We start from the raw sequence: 18,111 nt of genomic DNA, 5'->3' as shown, positions 1-18,111 counted from the left end.
GTTTTCCTGCGGGCTCAGACGACCGCTGCGTTAGACAACAGCGGTCATGCCGCCGTCGACAAAAATGTTTTGACCCGAAACGAAGCTCGAGGCATCCGAAACGAGAAAGCGCAACGCGCCATCGAGCTCAGCGAAGTCTCCCCAGCGCTGCGCCGGAGTCCGCTGAGTGAGCCACCCACTGAACTCCGGGTCATCAACCAGGTCACGGTTCATCTCGGTCGCAAAGTATCCGGGAGAAAGTGCATTCACCTGGATGCCGTGACGCGCAAGATCAGCCGCCATCCCCTTCGTCAGCTGCACAACGCCACCCTTAGATGCCGAGTACGGAGCAATCGTCTGACGAGCAAGCAGCGACTGCACCGACGCCACGTTCACGATCTTGCCCGAACCGCGCTCGATCATCGCGGGGGCAACAAAGCGCGATACGTAGAACACACCGTTGAGATTCGCTGCGATGATGTCGTCCCAATCAGAGACGGCGAATTCAGCAATCGGCGCACGCCGCTGCACACCCGCGTTATTCACGAGGATGCTGGGCACCCCATGAGCGGCAATCAGCTCACCAACCCCGGCCTCCACCGCCGCCGCATCGGTCACGTCGAACGCAACAGACACGGCGGGCGTGCCCGACTCTTCTGAAATCTCAGCCGCAGTCTGCGCTGCCGCGTCGGCGCTCCGGCCGTGCACGATCACGCGCGCACCGGCTTTCGCCAAGCCCGTCGCGAGCGATCGCCCGAGGCCCCGCGTTGAACCAGTCACCAGCGCAAGCTGGCCCGAGATGTCGAAGATGTCAGACATGGAGTACCTCCAAAGAGTTGAGCGAGAAAGGTTAGATCAGCGACGCGACGCCGAACACACCCAGCACGAACACGAAAGCCGTCACCGACTCGATCGCCTGCTGCACGGTCCAGGTCTTCAGCGTGGTCTTCACGTCCATACCCATGAGTCGACCAACGAGCCAGAAACCCGAGTCGTTCACGTGACCGGCAAACACCGAACCCGCACCCGTCGCGAGCACGATCGCTGCGACCTGCAGGGGGTTGTAGTCGCCAGCAAGCACAGCAGGAGCCGCAAGACCCGCAGCCGTGACGAGCGCGACCGTCGCCGAACCCTGCGCGAGACGGATGACCACGGCGATCAGGTATGCCGCGATTATGACCGGCAGGCCCAGGTCGCTGAGCGTGTCAGCGAGAGCCTCACCGATACCCGAAGCGCGAAGCACAGCACCGAACATGCCACCGGCACCGGTGATGAGGATCACCGAAGCTACCGGGCCAAGAGCGGAGTCGACGAGCTTCTCGATCGCCGAACCCTTCTCGCCGCGACGAGTACCCAGCACGACCATGGCAACGAGCACCGTGATCAACAGGGCGACGGGCGACGTGCCGAGCAGCACGAGCACCTGCACCCAGAGGTCGTCGCCGTTCACAGCGCCGATGCTCGTCAGAGTGGTGAGCCCGGTGTTCATGAAGATGAGGAACATCGGCAGCAACAACAGCGCAACGATGGTGCCGGGCTTCGGCGGGTTGGTGGGCTGGTCGTCGTCGATCTCGCCGAAGAGGGTCGGCACTGGCAACGGAATGCGCTTTGCAACGAACTTGCCCCAGAGGTAACCCGAGAGGTACCACGTCGGGAAGACGATGATGAGACCCACGATCAGCACGATGCCGAGGTTTGCGCCGTAGAGCTCCGTCGCGGTGACGGGGCCGGGGTGCGGCGGCAAGAAGACGTGCATCACCGAGAAGGCGGCAGCGGCGGGGATTCCGAACAGCAGCACGTTGTTCTTCGAAACGCGACGCGCCACGGCGAAAACGATCGGGAGCATCATGACGAGCCCGGCGTCGAAGAACATCGGGAACCCGAGAATCAGCGACGCAATGCCGAGAGCAAACGGCGCACGCTTCTCGCCGAAAATGTCGACGAACTTGTCGGCGAGCGCTTTCGCACCACCGGAATGCTCAATCAAACGCCCGAGCATCGCTCCGAGCGCGACAAGCAGGGCGACTGTGCCGAGCGTCCCTCCCAATCCCCCGGTGAGAGTCGACGCGATAGCGCTGACCGGGATCTGCGCGGCAAAAGCCGTGAGCAGCGAGACGATAATCAGCGTCAAAAAGGCGTGCACCTTAAAGACGATGATGAGCAACAAGATGAGGGCAATCGCGCCTACTGCAATGAGCAGAAGCGGAACCGTCCCTAGGGTCTGAGACCAATCTTCCATCGGTATATCTCCATTGATGTGCCGAGGGCACCGGCGGCTTCGCCGCGATGTCCGCGCGTACTATGCGTATGTCTCCCCGGCCTACAGTGGGGAGACAACCGATCTTTACACAAAGATCGTATTTGTGCCATTAGAAAATCGTATTTATTGGAGTCGCCTTGGCAAAAGCCTCGCACACCAACGTGCTCGACGACCTCGGCGTCCGCATCGCTTCGGGCGACCTCACCGCGGGCCAGGTACTGACTGCCGCGGGCCTCGAAGCTGACTACGGCGTTTCACGCACCGTCATCCGCGAAGCCGTCCGCGTGCTCGAAGCCATGGGCATGCTCGCCTCCCGGCGCCGCGTCGGAGTCACCGTGCAACCCGCAGCTTCGTGGAGTGCTCTCGACACACGCCTCATCGCGTGGCAGCTCGCCGGCCCCCGCCGCGCGCAACAGCTCGTCGTCGTGACCGAGCTGCGTGCCGGCATCGAACCGATCGCCGCGCGTCTTGCCGCCACCCGCGCCACCGACCTGCAGCGCTCCGAAATCCTGCGCCTCTCGGGCGTCCTCGAAAAGCTCGGCGAACAGGGCCTCGGCGACAGCGACGAATACCTCGCCGCCGACATCGCTTTTCACGACCTCATCCTCGACGCGAGCGGCAACCTCATGCTCGCCGCCGTCAAGCGCCCCATCGCCGAAGTCATCGCTGGGCGCTCACGCGTCGGCCTCACCCCGTCGGTGCCGGTACACGAAGCACTGCACAACCACATGCTCACAGCTGCCGCGATTGCGCGCGGCGACGCCGAAGCCGCGGAGCTCCACACCCGTCGCTACGTCGACGCCGTCCTCGGCGAAGTCCGAGGCTCGTCCAACTAGTTGCGTGTCTCGCTAACTGCGTTCGGCGAGATGTCGCCCCGCAGCACCGTCAGCAAATCAGCGATCGACTGCTCGGTCATCCGCTGCACAGCTTCACGCGTGTGCCCACCACTGTGCGGGGTCGACACGACACGAGGGTGCCCCACGAGCGGCGACGCCGACGGCGGCTCCGTTTCGTACGCGTCAACAGCGACGCCAAAGAGCGTTCCGTCATCGAGCGCGTGGCGAGCGGCACCTTCGTCGAGCAGACCCCCACGAGCGGTGTTGATCACAATGGCGTCGGGCGGCAGCATCCGGAGCCGCCGATCATCGATCAGGTGACGCGTCTCGGGCGTGAGCGGCACGTGCAGGCTCACGACATCCGACCGCCGACACAGCTCATCGACATCGACCCGCTCAACTCCGGCAGCGGCAAAGACCTCATCGGGCAAAAACGGATCGTATGCGATCGGCGTCATGCCGACACCGCGAGCGCGCTCGGCGACAAGCCGCCCAATCGCGCCAAAGCCGACCACACCAAACACAGCACCGGTGAGCTCACGCCCATCGATACGGGGCCACTGCCCCGCTCTCACTCCCGCATCGGCATACGCGATGCCACGAGCCACAGCGAAGGTGAGCCCGATTGCAAGCTCAGCGACCGAGAGGGAGTTGGCCCCGGGCGTGCGCGTCACTGTGATGCCGCGTGCTGCTGCGGCATCCAGATCTACCCGGTCGACGCCCACGCCGTAGCGAGCGATCACTTTGAGCTGGTCGGCGGCGGCGAGCGCGGTCTCGCTGTACGCATCGAGGCCCGCAACGACACCGTCGACGCCGGGGAGAAGTTCTGCGAGCTCTGCTTCAGTCATCGGGCGCTGGAAGGGGTTGAGCACGACCTCGCCCACCTCGGCCCGAAGCGCCCGCAGCGCCGGGCCGTCGGGATTTTGACAGAGCGACGTCGGCGTCACGAGCACCTTCATTGCGCGCGTATCCATCACGAGCTCACCGCCTCGGGTCGCGTCTGCGAATAATGCTCGAGGTAGCGCGCGAACTCGCCGTCGTAGTGCGTCTTGCGCTCGGTGCGCGGCTGCACAAGCCTCGGCGTGCCACCGTCAAAAGCGGGGTGCGCACTCGGCAGACCACTCGCGAGCAGCCCCATGCGGGCAGCCCCGACCACCGAGCTGTGCTGCAGTGTCGACACTTCCATCTGGGTGCCGAACACATCAGCGACGAGCTGCGTCCAAAACGGCGACGACAACACTCCACCCGACAAGACAATGCGCCGAGGCATCCCGTTGAGCGCCGTGAGCTCTTTGAAGCAGTGATAAAGCGAAAAGACGATGCCCTCGAGCACGCCCTGATACATGTCGGCGCGACCGTGATTGGGCTTCAGATCGAGAAAGCCACCGCGACGCTGGTCTTGCCAACCGGGGCTTCGCTCGCCGAAAAGAAACGGCAAAAACACCGGCAGATCTGTCTTGTCGGCCGACAGCAGCGGTTCGATTTCGGAGTAGTCGGTTGTGAGACCAAACAGACGCTCGCGCGCCCAATCCACACAGTTGCCGCACCCCGACGTTGCCGCGCCGCTCAGCGCGCCCAGCGGCGAACGGTACGACCATGTACTCATCGCTTGAGAAAACGACGGATGCCGCGTCGCAAACCGCAGCGCACCACTCGTTCCCATCGAAAAAGTCATGTCGCCCGGCTCGGTCGCGCGATCGCCCACCTGGCTGAGGCCACCATCGGGGCCCGGGGTGAGCACGGGAATTCCAGGCGTGAGGCCGAGCAAGATCGCCGCGTCGCGCGTCAGCGGCGCCGTATAGGTCGACTCACGAAGTTCGGGCAGCCGCACAGTGCCAATGCCGAGGTGGTTGACGATCTCGGCATCCCACTCGAGGCTTTCAGCACCGAGGAGTCCCGTGCCCGACGCCAGCGAGGCGTTTGTTGCCGCTTCGCCGGTGAGGCGCGCGAAGTTGATCGTGGGTTGGTCGAGCGCCAGCTTTCCAGCAAGCGAAAGCCCCTGTTCCTGCAACCACGCCAACTTGAACGCAGGGTAGACCGCGTTCACCATGCACCCGGTGCGTTCGTAAAACCACCAGGTGAAATCTTCGTTGGCACGCTCACGCGCGCACAGGTCTTGCGCACTGGTGTCGGGCCACTCCCGCACCTTCGTGACAGTTCTCAGGTCTTCATCGACCAGGGTGAGCCCGTGCCATGTGCCGCTGAGCACAATGAGATCGACTTTCACACCCGCTGCGGCTTCACGCCCGAGCGCCATGAGCTGCGTATAGATGGCATCGGCGTCTCGCACCGATGCGTCCGGTCCCGAGACTTCGAAGCGCCGATCGCGAACGCTCGTGTCACCCGTTTCCGAGTCGAAGAGCAGCGTTTTGGCCGAAGTGGTACTTGATTCCAACGCGAGAATAATCATGATCTAGGTCCGTCATCTGTGACTTTCGAGGCATCGCTCGCCTCGCACTCAATAATATGATTTATTCAATCGTGTCACGGATGGAGCAAAAATGAACAACGTCGTCGAAATTTTCCGCCCACACCGCATCGTCCCGGTCGTTGTCGCCAACTCCCTCAGCGAGGGTATCGGCATTGGTTCTGCGCTTGCCGCCGGAGGCCTCCCGATCGCCGAAGTCACCTTTCGGACGCCCGTCGCCGCTGACGTCATGGCGGCCCTGGTCAAACGGGGCGAAGTGCTCGTGGGCGCCGGCACCGTCACCACTCCAGAGCACGTAGATATCGCCGCGGCCGTCGGCGCACGCTTTCTTGTTTCGCCCGGACTATCAATGGCCGTCGCCGAACGCGCCCGAGAGCACGGCATCCCCCTTATCCCCGGCGCTGTCACCGCCACCGAGGTGCAAAACGCAATCGCACTCGGATTCACGACCCTCAAGTTCTTCCCCGCTGAATCTTCTGGCGGCATCGCTGCGGTCCGCGCGCTTGCTGCTCCCTTCGGCGACGTCTCGTTCGTGCCGACCGGCGGTATCGGCACTGATACCGCGAGCGACTACCTCGCCGAGCCGTGCGTTGCGGCAGTCGGTGGCTCATGGATGTTGCCCCGCACCGCAATCGCCCAGGGCGACTGGAACACCATCACCGATCTCACCACCCGCGCCGTCTCGCAGCAGGTGTCAGCCACTCCATAACGGTACTTGATGGCGCTTGATGGCGCTTGATGGCGCGAGCGAAACCATCCAGTTCTCCCCAAAAGTTTTTTGAGAAAGTTATCCACACCGGGGCTTTTTAGGCTGTTTTGGGATGCTCAATGTCGGAGGTACGTTCGATACTTGGGGCATGTCAGAGAACGAAACCGAGCAACAAGAAGCAGAAGCCTCCGAGCTGTCTGAGTCTGTGGCGACGTTGATTTCTTTCGATCAACAGATCGCGCACATCCAGGCGGCACGCGCTGCGGTTCTTGCAAACATGGGGCGGATCGCTCTTGCGCAAATGCGGCGGATGACATCGCGTGATTCCCGGGATCGTGAGATTCCGATGCGGGCGGTCGCGGCAGAAGTTGGGGCCGCACTGCGACTGTCGGATCGCACGGCGCAAATACGTATCGATGATGCGATCGAAGTGACTGAGTCGTATCCGGAAATGTTCACGTCGTGGAACGCGGGTCACATCTCGGAACGGCATGTGCAAGAGATCTTGCGGGCGGGCGTGAACCTGACGGATGCCGCAGCCAAGGCGCAGTACGACCGGGACGTGGTCGCGGTCGCTGAGGCTGAGACACCGGGCAGGTTGCGGGGGTTTGCTGCAGCGTTGGCGGAGAAAGCACAGCCGCGGACGCTGCAGGAACGCTTCGAAGACGCGAACGCGACGCGGACGGTGCGACTGTTCGACCTCGCTGATGGGATGAGTTCACTCAATGCGGTGTTGCCGTCGGTGCAGGCCCATGGGATCTTCAACCGGCTGACGCAGCAAGCGCGGGCGTTGAAGGACTTCCGGGCCGGGCGATCGGACTACGGCACGAAGCTTCGCACTGAGGATGAGCCGGTGGATGATCGGCGGACGACGGATCAGATCCGCGCCGACCTGTTCTCGGACGTGCTGCTGACGTCGGTGCCCAGTCTCGACCCGCTCGCGGGCGACGACTGTGGTGGGCTCGGCGCGATCAAAGCGATCGTGCAGGTCACGGTGCCTGCCACGACGCTCGCGGGCACGTCGTCGACGCCAGCGGATCTGTCGGGGCTCAGCTTGGTTGACCCCGAGAGTGCACGACGGCTCGCGGGTACCGCGCCGGGGTGGGATCGAGTGTTCACTCGGCCCGTCACCGGAACTGTGGTCGCGGTTGATCGATACCGACCCAGCGACCAACTCAAACGGCAGCTTCGGGCACGAGATCAGCACTGCCGGTTCGTGGGATGCCGCATGCCCACCCACCGCTGCGACATTGATCACACGGTGGATGCAGCGCTTGGCGGTCCGACGCATCAGCACAACCTCGCGCATCTGTGCCGGCGACATCACAGTCTGAAACATGCGAGTAAGTGGACGGTGAAGCAAAAGGGCGACGGGGTTTTGGAGTGGACGTCACCGACCGGGCGAAGTTACACCGACAAGCCGCCCTGGGTCGCGTTCGAACCCGACCCAGAGGGTAGTTCGGTTCCAAGGGAGCAGTCTGCCTCCGCCGCGCCACCGGACGCATCGCCACCGTTCTGAAGCAGCACTGTTCTGAAGCAGCACCGTTCTGAAGCAGCACCGTTCTGAAGCAGCACTGTTCTGACGCAGCACCGTTCTGAAGCAGCACCGTTCTATGGCAACACCGCTCTGAGGTGCCGGCATCCCAAACAATCAGTCGATGCCACCGCACGTTCAGCAACTCCATAGCGAGGCGCCGACGCGCGGCCGCTACGGTAGGTGGAGCAGCACGGTTTGACGCAGGAACCCGAAACCCATCGCCACCGCCGAGCTACCGCCTTCTTGCACGGACGCAAGAAGGGCCTGCGTAAGGAGACGACCGTGCACACCCAGCCGACGCCACGACGAGCGTTCCGCGGCTTCACTGTCTCTGGTATCGCGGCCGCCGGTATCGCCGCACTCCTGCTGCTCACCGGGTGCACTGTATCTGCCCCAGAACCAGACGCCGAGGCATCCGATTCTGCCGAGGTTGAGGCCACCGGCAAGCCTCCGACAAACGCACCCGCCGCCCCCAGCGCGTCACCCATGCCACTGCCGACCGAGCCTCCCACCACGCCGAGCAAGCCGAGCGCGCCCGAGACACCCGCGACCCCTGAGAGCCCCGACGCTTCGGCGCCAACGCAGCCCTACGTCGCTCCCGCGCGCAACCAAGCGCCAAGCGCCACCGACTCAGCCACCGCACCCGCAGCGCCCTCAACCCCGCCCCCCACGCACACGCCCAAGCCGTCGCCAGAAGATTCCGACGGTGAAAGCAGCACCATCCACGACGACGAACTGGTGCTGTATCCCACCGATACTGGCGAGATTGCGTTCTCGTACAACGGCACCTCGAGCGGCGATTCGTTCTCGTTCGTCGACAGCGAGTGGAACTCCCCCACGCTCTCGATCGCTGTCAAGGGAACCCACGACAACAGCACGCTCCCGGCATCCGATTTCGCGCAGTGGACAAACTACTTCGCCAGCCACACCGCCGAAGCCAGCACCGACGAACCCTCCGAACTGCACTACGCGTTCTGTGGCACGCTCGCCTTCGCCGACTTCACCTCGGAAAGCGCTGACTCAGCAAGCACTGACAGCTGCTTTGGGCAGGGCTCCGACGGCCTCAACAACAACTGGTGGGGCGGCGGAGCCGACTACGTAGACAACGACGGCAACGCTTGCTTCATCGACCCGAGCGCCACCAATAGTGTCGGCAGTAGCCTCGTGGCGTGCCTCGAAGGCACCGGCGTCAGCGAGTTCGAAATCAATGACGGCGGCACATCCCCCAACTACTTCTCGCTCTACAGCCCCAACGAAGCATTCGACGTTCCCGTCGACCCGCAACAGCTCGGCGACGACCTGCTCGCATGGCTGCAGAGCAACAGCACGATGTCGCCGGCGAAAGAAAGGATTCTGCAGGATGCCGTCGACGCTCTCCCGACCGACGGCACCATCACAACGCCCACCAGTTGGGAGTTCACGTGCGACGACTACTGCGCCACGAGCGACAACTCGTCGATCACATCTGGGCAAGTCTGGGGTGGCGTGCACACCACCGACACCTACGAAAGTGAAGCGTGGAAGATCGCGCTCAACGGCTACCCCCTCAACAACATGACCCTCAACGCCACCGCCGGTCGCGACAACAGCGCCGCGGTCGCATCATGGTTCGACGACCAGGTGACGCCGTCGGGCGCCATGATCGGAGCCGGCACCGGCGCCTCGACAACCCCCGGCGACCTCAACTTTGCCTACTGCGGCGATCTCTCACCGCAAGGCGGGAGCCTTCCGGCATCCGACATTCCGATCTGCTTCGGCCAGGGCCACAACGTCGGCGCCAACAACTGGTGGATCGGCGGCGCCGACTGGCAAGAGCTCGAACCCACCACCTTCGACGCTTTCGTCGGCGACTCTCCCCTCCCGGGCCTGAAGCACTTCGCAGGCGCCGTCGGCGGCGACACCGAGACCCGCGTCATGTTCGACCCGAAGAGCCTCACCGCGGTCGTCACCGTCGGCGAAGACGTCGCCAACGCCGAGGCCATCGACGGCTTCATGTTCATCTTCGGAATCGGCTAGAGCGTCCGACCCCCCTTGCCAGGCACGAGATTTGCCGCTCAGCGCTCAGAGTGCGTTGCAAGAAACGACGCAATCTCGTTGAGTGCTCCGGACTGCAGCCGGTAGTAGGCCCATGTTCCGCGCTTTGAACGGCTGAGAAACCCCGCATCTGTGAGCACCTTCAAATGGTGCGACACCGTCGGCTGCGATAGCCCCACCGGATCGGTCAGATCGCACACGCAGGCTTCTCGGTCTGCGCTCGCGGCAACGATTGACAGCAGCCGAAGCCGAGCGGGGTCGGCGAGCGCTTTCAGCGTTTGAGCGAGCCGCTCGGCATCCGGCTGACCGAGCGGATCCTCTGCCAACGGCTGGCAGCACACCCCGCCTGCGATCGATGTTTCCGTTGCTGTGTCGATTGCCGCGCCCATACATCGACGATACTCGATATTGACAGGCATCGATATATGCGCGAATACTAAACATCGACACTCATCGATATTTGGAGATCAGCCATGACGATGCTCGACCTCTCCCCCCGCCCAACAACAACCGAGCGGCTTACCCAACTCCCCGTCGCAATCATCGGCTCAGGTCCGGTCGGTCTCGCCGCGGCAGCAGAACTCACCGAACGTGACATCGACTTCGTGGTTCTCGAGGCGGGCTCGATGATCGCGGCATCGATCCGGCTCTGGGGCCACATTCGTTTGTTCACGCCATGGCGGCACCTCATCGATCCAGCTGCGGCCCGTCTTCTCGAAAACGCGGGGTGGACGACACCAGATCAAGACGCTACCCCCACGGGCCTGGAGTTCGTCCAGCAGTACCTCGAGCCGCTCGCGAGCCTCGGCGAGATCGCATCACGCATCCAACTGGACACCCGAGTCGTCGCGGTCTCGCGGGAACGCATGGACAGAACCCGCAGCGCCGGTCGCGCCGCCATGCCCTTCCTCCTGCGCACCCAACGCACCGACGGCGCTGTCGAGGAGTTCACCGCCAGATCTGTCATCGACGCATCGGGCACCTACGCAACACCCAACCCGCTCGGTTCGTCGGGACTGCCACCGATCGGTTCGGATGCCGTAGCCGACCGCATCCTGCATGCTCTTCCCGACGTGCTCGGCGCCGATCGCGCACGCTTCGTCGGGCGCCACACGACCGTCGTTGGGGCAGGTCACTCCGCCGCGAACACCCTCATCGCACTGACGCAACTCGCCGAACAAGAACCCGACACACGCGTCACGTGGCTGATTCGCAATGCGTCTGCGGTGCGGGTGACCTCGTCTTCGAACGATCAGCTTTCCGCACGCGCACGCCTCGGTTCGCATGTCGACAATCTGGCGGCAGAAGGACGTATCGAACTCATCGACGGTTTTGAAATCTCGTCCGTCGCGCCCGACGGCGCCGCAATCAGCCTTCGCGGCACCCGCAATGGCACGCCTGCCCGACACGACACCGACCTTGTCGTCAACGCGACCGGCTTTCGCCCCGACCTCGACATCCTGCGCGAAATACGGCTCGACCTCGACGACGTCGTTGAAGCTCCACGGCTCCTGGCCCCCCTCATCGACCCGAATATGCACTCATGTGGCACTGTAGAGCCCCACGGATTTCGGGAACTCACGCATCCCGATCCGGGGTTCTTTCTCGTCGGCATGAAGTCTTACGGACGCGCACCCACGTTCCTGCTCGCGACGGGGTACGAGCAGGTGCGCTCGATAGCCGCGTGGCTTGCGGGCGATATGCTCGCGGCAACCAAGGTCCAGCTGACGTTGCCAGCGACGGGCGTATGCTCAACCAACCTCACGATCGAAAACTCCTGCTGCTCATGAGCCCACCCCCGATCAGCATTCGTCAAATGACCCGCGCAGACTGGCCGCAGGTGGAGCGCATTTTTGCTGCCGGGATTGCGGGTGGCGAAGCGACGTTCGAGACGACAACACCCACATGGCAGCAATTCGATGTGGGCAAGATTGAGAAACCTCGCATCGTTGCCGTCACAGAGGACTCCGCCACCGAGATCGTCCTCGGGTGGGCAGCCGCGTCACGAGTCTCAGCCAGAGCCGCGTACCGGGGTGTGATCGACCACTCTGTGTATGTCGATTCTGGTCGGCACGGCGAGGGCATCGGACGCCTCCTGCTCGAGGCGTTGATCGCGGCTGCCGAAAACGCCGGTTTCTGGACAATTCAATCGAGCATTTTTCCGGAGAATGCCGCCAGCATCCGTTTACACCAGGCTGTTGGCTTTCGCATCGTCGGCACACGAGAGCGCATCGCGCGCTCCGAACTTGGCCCACGTGCCGGCCAGTGGCGCGACACTGTCTTGATCGAGCGCCGCTCCCTCAGCCGCTGAAAGCACCGCTCGCGCCGAAAGCGGCCGCGGTAAAACGCTCGCCGATGAGCTCATGGGTTTCAGTGTCGGGGTGGAGCGCGTCCGGCAGGGGAAGCGTCTCGGCATCCCCTTCACCGTAAAGCTCCAAGCCGTCGAGGTACGACAGGTGAGCGTCATCAGAGCGCGCCGCGACGATCTCGGCCAGCGCTGCCCTGATCACCTGCAACGTCAGCCGTCCCTGTGCGGTGTCGCCGGCCTGGCCGGCGGCGACGAACCGCATATTGCCCGAGGCGAACGACGCGGGATCGATGACACCCGGCCCCGGAGTGTCTTCGTGAATTCCGCAGTAGATCGGCGACACCAAGAGAATCGGCGTCGTCGGGTGACCGTCACGAATCGTGTCGAGAAAGCCGTGCACCGCGGGCACAAAGCTCCGAAGCCTCATTGCGTCGAAATTCACCACGTTGATTCCGAGCTTGAGGCTGATGATGTCGGCCGGCGTATCGCGGATGACTCGTGCCATAACCGGGTCCACCAACGCGCTGCCGCCGAACCCGAGATTGTGCAGACTGACGTCGGCGCGGCGCGCAGCAACTGCCGGCCAGATGCGCGTGGGGCTCGTCGCGTTCGAGCCGTGGCTGATCGAGCTGCCGTGGTGCAACCACACGCGTCGATTTTTGTCGCGTGGCATAAGCGGCAGGTCCGACTCGAGCGACACCAGCTCGACTGTCTCGTTGTGCGGCAACCACACTTCGACGAGCTTTTCTCCACCGGCGAGACCATCGATGACGATCCGGTCGGTGTCGCCAGCCACAAGTGCGGAGTTGCCCGACTGCATGTCGATTTCGATGCTGTCACCTGCCGCAAGCACGTGCGACGACCATGCGGCACCGTTCACAACGACGTCCACGGCACCTCGCGCACGGTCCACTCCCACGTAAGACATACGCGTGGAGTGCACCCCGATAACAATCGAACGCGCTTCAGTCACGAACTCGAGCCGCACGCCCGACGGCTGCGCTTCGACCATCGCGAGTTGCGCATCGGCGTCGCGTTCCCGCACAGACAGCGGCAATCGGTGGGGCCTCACACCACGCGCCGTCTTTTCGAGCTCAGCTGTTCCATGAATGAGCTCGGCGGTGATCTGTGTAGTGATCATGAAATCTCTCCCGTCGGTTCGGCGCGCCCCGTCGCCCAGCTCCGAAGAATCGTGTCGAGTGCATCGATGAGCTCAGGCCACGTGGAATCAGGCTCGGGCTCGCTGTACGAGAAGCTGCCCACCCGTTCCAAGTGCACGAAGCCGTTGATTGCGCTACCCATGATCCGCGTCGCGTGCACGTGGTCAGCGGGCGCCGTGATGCCATATCCGTGCAAGACCGCGTTGGTTGCCTGCACGAGTCGGCGCGCAGCGTCGGCTCTTGCAACCTGTTCGCCCTGCGGCCGCTGCAGCGACTCCCAGCATCCGGGCCGCAGCCGCGCGTACTCACGGTGCGCATTCGCGAAGCCGGCGAGCGCCGACGTGCTGGAGCGCCCCATGATCGCCTCTGTGATCCGCTCAGACAGCTCTCGCAACGCGAGAATCGCTATGCCATCCCGCAGCGCTTCGAGGCTCTCAACGTGCGTATAAAGACTTGGGGCTTGAATCTTCAGGGAGCGAGCAACCTCAGCGAGGGTGAGGGTCGCAAAACCTTTCTCATCCGCTAATTCAGCGCCACGGTCGATGACCGCGGCCGCCGACAACGTTGATGTCCTCATTTCTTCAACCTAACACGCGTAGGCCTAAACCTACTGCCCATAGTTTTAAACCACATCGAAATGCGAGTGCGCCACGTAGCGGGTCTCCCCCGCGCGTGGCGCACTCGTTGGCTATTTGCTGCGAGAGCTACTCGATACGAGCCCGGCGCCGCGCAACCAGCAGCACCGCGCCAGCGACCAGCATCATCGCCGCGAGGCCACCGAGACCCGCAAGCGCTGCACTGTCGGCACCTGTCACGGCAAGCTGACCGGCCGCGACGATGTTGATGCTCGTCCAGCCGAGCAGCTCACCGTCGTTCGAATACACCGCGAGACGGTGCATTCCGATCGGAGCATCCGCCGGAATCCTCACAGTGATATTGCCGAGCGCATCGAGCGTTCCCGCACCGATCTGCTGCGGCGTCGAATACATCCACACCTTCACTCCGGTGCCAGCGTGCTGCACGCCCACATTGATCGTCACAGCGCTTCCGGGCTGAGCGGATGCCGGAGCCGTCACCGTGCCGCGGTTGCTCTCAACGAGCGCATCACCGGCGAGCGGCGTGAACGCGCCAGACCCCGTCGTCGGCAACTCCGGAACTGTCGGCGTCGGGTCGGTCGGGTCGGTCGGGTCGGTAGGGTCAGTCGGGTCGGTAGGCGCAACCGTGCCGCCGGGCAGCGTGCCCTGGTGCATCGCACCTGTGGTCACACCGTCGGTGAACCACCACACGGGGCGACCCGAACCGTCGGCAAGCGCCATCGGCGACGTCGCAAAGCCCTCATTGTTGTCGTTCGGCAAGCCCGCCGCCCGCGCAAAGTGCGCCACCGTCGGGTCCGCCGTGCCGTTGAACGTCACCTGCGCAGATTTGCCGTCGCATCCGTTGTCGCAGACGACCCACAGCACATTAAGCACCGTGTCGTAGTCGAGTGACATCGCCGCGGGTAGCCCTGCATCGATCTCCGACACGATCTGAGCCGACCCGTCAGCGTTCAACGAGAACGCGTAGACGTGACCGTTGTCTTCGAGAGCAACGAAGAACAGACCGTCACCGTGCCCCGGGTAGCTCGCCGGGTCATATGCCGTGCCGGTGTTGTCATCGACGAGACCCGTAAGGTCTGCGTCGGCAACCCATTCGACAGCTTCAGCGCCGAGGTTCGCGCCCACAGCGGGCAGCAACGAGGTGAGGTCCCACTCTTGGGTCGCCACGACATCCGGGCCGGCCGCGTTCGGGTCAAGCTTCAGCACCTTGTTCTGGTTCACGCCCTTCGCGCTGTTGTCACGCTCCGATGCGACGTATACCCAGCCGTCACCGTCAACGGTGATGCCCTCGGTGTCGGGGCCAGCGGCGGAGGCGTCTGCGGCATCCTTCTGAAAACGCGCGCGCTTGCCGTTCTCCCAGCCGTCGGCAAACGTCGTCTTTCCGTCTGCGGCAACGTCGAGCTTCCAGAACGTGCCTGTGCCGTTGTCGACTGCCCAAAGGAACGTGCCCTCGTCTGTCACCTGCGTGTCGAGGCCCGAGCTGTCGCTGAGGAACATCGCGGTCTCATCGACGACTGTTACCTCCGCCGAACCAGGCCATTCGCTCACGGCGATTTCGCCGACGCAGATGTTCGCCGCACCCTTGGTCGATTCCGCGGTCACAGCGAACGTTCCGGATGCATCGGGGCACCGGCCCCATGTGGTGGCGGCGTGAGCGGGGCCCCACGTGGTGGAATCCCGCAGCGCGTCGCCCTCGAAGAGGCGCACGCTGTCGGCCTTGCCGAGTCCGAAGCCGAGCTGATCGCCCTCGATCACGAGATAAGCACCGGCCGCCATCGTGGTGCCCTCAGGAATCACGTAGGCGTGCGTGTCATCGTCGTCTTTCACGATGAGGCCACTCACGTTGATGCTCGACGCCGTGGGGTTGACGAGCTCAACCCAGTCTCCCGGGTCGCCACCGTCAGAGTCGACCTCGTTGATGCGCACCGGGTTGCCGCAGGCGTTCCGAAGTCCCTTCGTCGACACCGCAACGTCGATGAAGTCGCCCGTGCCGTCGGCGCAGCGCGCCCACACGCCACCGGCGTGAGCCGCGTAGGCGTACTCGTCGACCGTCGCACCCTGTGCGTTTCGCACGGTCGCTGTGTCACCGTTACCGAGACCGAAGGTGAAGTTCGTCGGCTGATCGAAGACGAACAGCGCACCCGGCGCAAGCGTCGTGCCCGCCGGCAACGGTGTGGTCTCCGACGCGTGCTTAACCGGGTCGCTGTCCATAACGCTCCAGCCCGACAGATCGACCGTCGTCGCACCCATGTTGATGATCTCGACCCAGTCCGTCGCGTCACCGTTCGACTCAACCTCGTTGATCACGACGTCAGGCAGCACGCACGAGTTCGATGCGCCGGGCGTTGGGTAGGCGAGCACAAAGTCGCCCTCACCATCGGGGCATCGCGCGAGCGTTGCCGCCGCGGCATCCCCATCAATTGCCGCGTGACCCGACCATGGCAGCGAGTCGTCGATCATGGTGAGCTCAGCGTTGTACAGACGGATGCGGTCGGCACTACCAATACCGATTGCTGCACTGAAGCGGCTCTCGACGCCACCCGACAGCCCCATCGTTGCTTCATCGACAACGAGGTACTCGCCGGCCGCGATGCTCGAACCGGCCGGAAACTCCCAGCGGTGATCATCAGAGTTGTCACGGATCTCGTAACCCGAGATATCGAGCACTTCGGTGCTGGGGTTGTAGAACTCCACCCAGTCGGCCGGCTGCGAGTCGATCTCGTTGATCACGATCTCGCCGGGTTCTCTCGGCTCGGGCGGTGCGTCGAAAACGTTCGCCGCACCCTTCGTTGCCTCAAGTGTCTGCGCCCACTCACCCGACGCGTTGATGCCCCAGGTGACGTCGGCGTGTGCTGACCATTCGTACCCGTCGACAAGGTTGCTCGACGCGTCGAAGAGGCGCGCCGAGTCAGCTTTGCCGAGACCGAAGTCGAAGTCACCGACCCCGCCGTTCACCTCGTTGAGCACAAGGTACGCACCGGGCTCAACCGTCGTACCCACCGGCAGCGTGTACACGTGAGCGTCGTCGGAGTCTTTCAACTGGTAGCCATCGAGCGCGATAGCCGCACCGGTCGGGTTGTAGAGCTCAACCCAGTCACCGGGCGTTCCGCCAGACGACTCGACTTCGTTGATACGGATGCCGGAATCGGCAGCGATTGCGGCGGTGGGCACGGCAACGACAACGGCTGCACCAAGGGCGCACACCACCGTTGCAGCGAGCCCAGAGAACAAGCGAGACATGGAGCTCCTAAGGAGAATTGGCGCGGGTGCCCTCACACCATCGGGCACGAGAAGACGTCGTATGGCCTGCCGGTGTCGTTCCGGTAAACGGCTCCTGACCCGTGGTGAAACTGCGGCCGTCGAGGCTCGTGCACGGTCAACGCTCGGCCTCGACGCCTACGATTTAGCAGATGAATGCCCGCCCGCCCGCAAAGCCGCGCACAAAGCCGCGCGCGCAGTCTCGCGCGCAGCGGCGACCCGCGGCATCCGCTCGCCGGCGAAAGCCGACGGCCGCAGAACGGCGGCGCAAGCAGGCACGGGTGCGACGCGCGTGGCTCATCTCGACACTCGTCGCGTTGCCCTTGCTCGCTTTCGGAGGCTTCAGCCTGCTCATAGTCTTTGCCGTCAACGCGTTCTCGACCTCGTTCAATGACGACTCGTTCGCTTTCGAATCGGCGCCGAGTATCGAAGCTCCACCGAACGTCGCCGGGTACGGAGTGGAGCAACTCGGCAATGCCTGCACGATCATCGCCGCGGGCAGCGACTTGGGCTTCGACGGTCGCGACCAAACCATTGCTGTCATGACCGCCATGGGCGAATCCTCACTCCGCAATATCGACTACGGCGACTGGGAAACGAGCGGCGTCACCAACCCCGACGGCAGCCGAACGACGTCGATCGGCCTGTTCCAGCAGCAAGACAACTGGGGCAGCCGAGATGAACGCCTCGACCCCTACGCCGCCGCGACGCTGTTTTATCGGGCGATGGCAGCACGCGTTCCCGACCGCGAAGGCATCGACCCGACGATGATCGCGCACCGCACCCAGATCAACCTCGACGCGAATCACTACGCCCGCTATTGGGATGCAGCAACCCGCGTGACGGCAGCTCTCGGCGGCTCCCCCGCCGACGGCGACAGCCTTGACGGCATCCCGGCATGCGCCGCATAAGATTTGAGCATGCTCCACGCCTGTGACTGATCAGCGATCGCGCCGTTTCTGCGCGACTTCGCACTGATCATTTCTCTCCCGCACGCCACCCGGCG

General features: G+C 63.8%; 15 protein-coding genes. 7 read left to right on the top strand and 8 right to left on the bottom strand.

Going from position 1 to position 18,111, the window contains the following annotated elements; all coding sequences use genetic code 11:
- Positions 1-30: 30 nt before the first annotated feature.
- The gene (locus tag FHS06_RS05190) at positions 31-798 is read right to left on the bottom strand and encodes an SDR family NAD(P)-dependent oxidoreductase (protein ID WP_167046317.1); all 768 of its coding nucleotides are present in this window, start codon (positions 796-798) and stop codon (positions 31-33) included.
- A gap of 31 nt (positions 799-829) precedes the next feature.
- Positions 830-2,218: a GntP family permease gene (locus tag FHS06_RS05185; RefSeq protein ID WP_167046314.1), complete on the bottom strand. Its 1,389-nt coding sequence runs from the start codon at positions 2,216-2,218 to the stop codon at positions 830-832.
- 158 nt (positions 2,219-2,376) lie between these two features.
- On the opposite strand from FHS06_RS05185, the gene FHS06_RS05180 reads away from it, so the two are divergent.
- Positions 2,377-3,075, top strand: coding sequence for a FadR/GntR family transcriptional regulator (locus FHS06_RS05180; protein ID WP_167046312.1), 699 nt, complete (start codon positions 2,377-2,379; stop codon positions 3,073-3,075).
- Here FHS06_RS05180 and FHS06_RS05175 read toward each other — a convergent pair.
- On the bottom strand, positions 3,072-4,049 hold the full coding sequence (locus FHS06_RS05175) for a phosphoglycerate dehydrogenase (protein ID WP_243845351.1): 978 nt from the start codon (positions 4,047-4,049) through the stop codon (positions 3,072-3,074). The genes FHS06_RS05180 and FHS06_RS05175 overlap by 4 nt on opposite strands.
- Positions 4,049-5,485 (bottom strand): gluconokinase, encoded by a 1,437-nt coding sequence (locus FHS06_RS05170; protein ID WP_167046305.1) that lies wholly within the window; start codon positions 5,483-5,485, stop codon positions 4,049-4,051. Before FHS06_RS05170 ends, FHS06_RS05175 begins: the two co-directional genes overlap by 1 nt.
- Before the next feature lie 91 nt (positions 5,486-5,576).
- Here FHS06_RS05170 and eda point away from each other — a divergent pair, with 91 nt between their 5' ends.
- The 3 genes from eda to FHS06_RS05155 all read left to right on the top strand — a co-directional run bounded on the left by eda (position 5,577) and on the right by FHS06_RS05155 (position 9,765).
- Positions 5,577-6,212, top strand: a complete 636-nt coding sequence (gene eda, locus FHS06_RS05165; RefSeq protein WP_167046304.1) for a bifunctional 4-hydroxy-2-oxoglutarate aldolase/2-dehydro-3-deoxy-phosphogluconate aldolase — start codon at positions 5,577-5,579, stop codon at positions 6,210-6,212.
- Between the two features lie 148 nt (positions 6,213-6,360).
- Positions 6,361-7,731, top strand: a complete 1,371-nt coding sequence (locus FHS06_RS05160) for an HNH endonuclease signature motif containing protein (protein ID WP_243845256.1) — start codon at positions 6,361-6,363, stop codon at positions 7,729-7,731.
- 300 nt (positions 7,732-8,031) lie between these two features.
- On the top strand, positions 8,032-9,765 hold the full coding sequence (locus FHS06_RS05155) for a hypothetical protein (protein WP_167046301.1): 1,734 nt from the start codon (positions 8,032-8,034) through the stop codon (positions 9,763-9,765).
- Between the two features lie 38 nt (positions 9,766-9,803).
- On the opposite strand, the gene FHS06_RS05150 is transcribed toward FHS06_RS05155, so the two are convergent.
- On the bottom strand, positions 9,804-10,172 hold the full coding sequence (locus tag FHS06_RS05150) for an ArsR/SmtB family transcription factor (RefSeq protein WP_167046298.1): 369 nt from the start codon (positions 10,170-10,172) through the stop codon (positions 9,804-9,806).
- Between the two features lie 84 nt (positions 10,173-10,256).
- On the opposite strand from FHS06_RS05150, the gene FHS06_RS05145 reads away from it, so the two are divergent.
- Positions 10,257-11,573 carry an NAD(P)-binding domain-containing protein gene (locus tag FHS06_RS05145; protein WP_167046295.1) on the top strand — a complete coding sequence of 439 codons (1,317 nt, stop codon included), beginning with the start codon at positions 10,257-10,259 and terminating at the stop codon, positions 11,571-11,573.
- A gap of 26 nt (positions 11,574-11,599) precedes the next feature.
- The gene (locus tag FHS06_RS05140) at positions 11,600-12,094 is read left to right on the top strand and encodes a GNAT family N-acetyltransferase (protein ID WP_167046292.1); all 495 of its coding nucleotides are present in this window, start codon (positions 11,600-11,602) and stop codon (positions 12,092-12,094) included.
- Here the strand turns inward: FHS06_RS05140 and FHS06_RS05135 are convergent.
- The 3 genes from FHS06_RS05135 to FHS06_RS05125 form a co-directional block, all read right to left on the bottom strand.
- Positions 12,084-13,232 carry an SGNH/GDSL hydrolase family protein gene (locus FHS06_RS05135; RefSeq protein WP_167046289.1) on the bottom strand — a complete coding sequence of 383 codons (1,149 nt, stop codon included), beginning with the start codon at positions 13,230-13,232 and terminating at the stop codon, positions 12,084-12,086. The two genes, FHS06_RS05140 and FHS06_RS05135, sit on opposite strands and share 11 nt — an antisense overlap.
- Positions 13,229-13,828 carry a TetR/AcrR family transcriptional regulator gene (locus FHS06_RS05130; RefSeq protein WP_167046286.1) on the bottom strand — a complete coding sequence of 200 codons (600 nt, stop codon included), beginning with the start codon at positions 13,826-13,828 and terminating at the stop codon, positions 13,229-13,231. Before FHS06_RS05130 ends, FHS06_RS05135 begins: the two co-directional genes overlap by 4 nt.
- Positions 13,829-13,955: 127 nt before the next feature.
- Positions 13,956-17,087: a lamin tail domain-containing protein gene (locus FHS06_RS05125; protein ID WP_167046283.1), complete on the bottom strand. Its 3,132-nt coding sequence runs from the start codon at positions 17,085-17,087 to the stop codon at positions 13,956-13,958.
- A gap of 170 nt (positions 17,088-17,257) precedes the next feature.
- On the opposite strand from FHS06_RS05125, the gene FHS06_RS05120 reads away from it, so the two are divergent.
- Positions 17,258-18,016 carry a peptidase M23 gene (locus FHS06_RS05120; protein ID WP_167046280.1) on the top strand — a complete coding sequence of 253 codons (759 nt, stop codon included), beginning with the start codon at positions 17,258-17,260 and terminating at the stop codon, positions 18,014-18,016.
- Positions 18,017-18,111: the final 95 nt, after the last annotated feature.

It is taken from the genome of Microbacterium halimionae, from assembly GCF_011761265.1.
GTDB classification, from domain to species: Bacteria; Actinomycetota; Actinomycetes; order Actinomycetales; family Microbacteriaceae; genus Microbacterium; species Microbacterium halimionae.
Note: the sequence above shows the minus strand (reverse complement) of the source record. Positions and strands in the feature narration are given on the sequence as shown.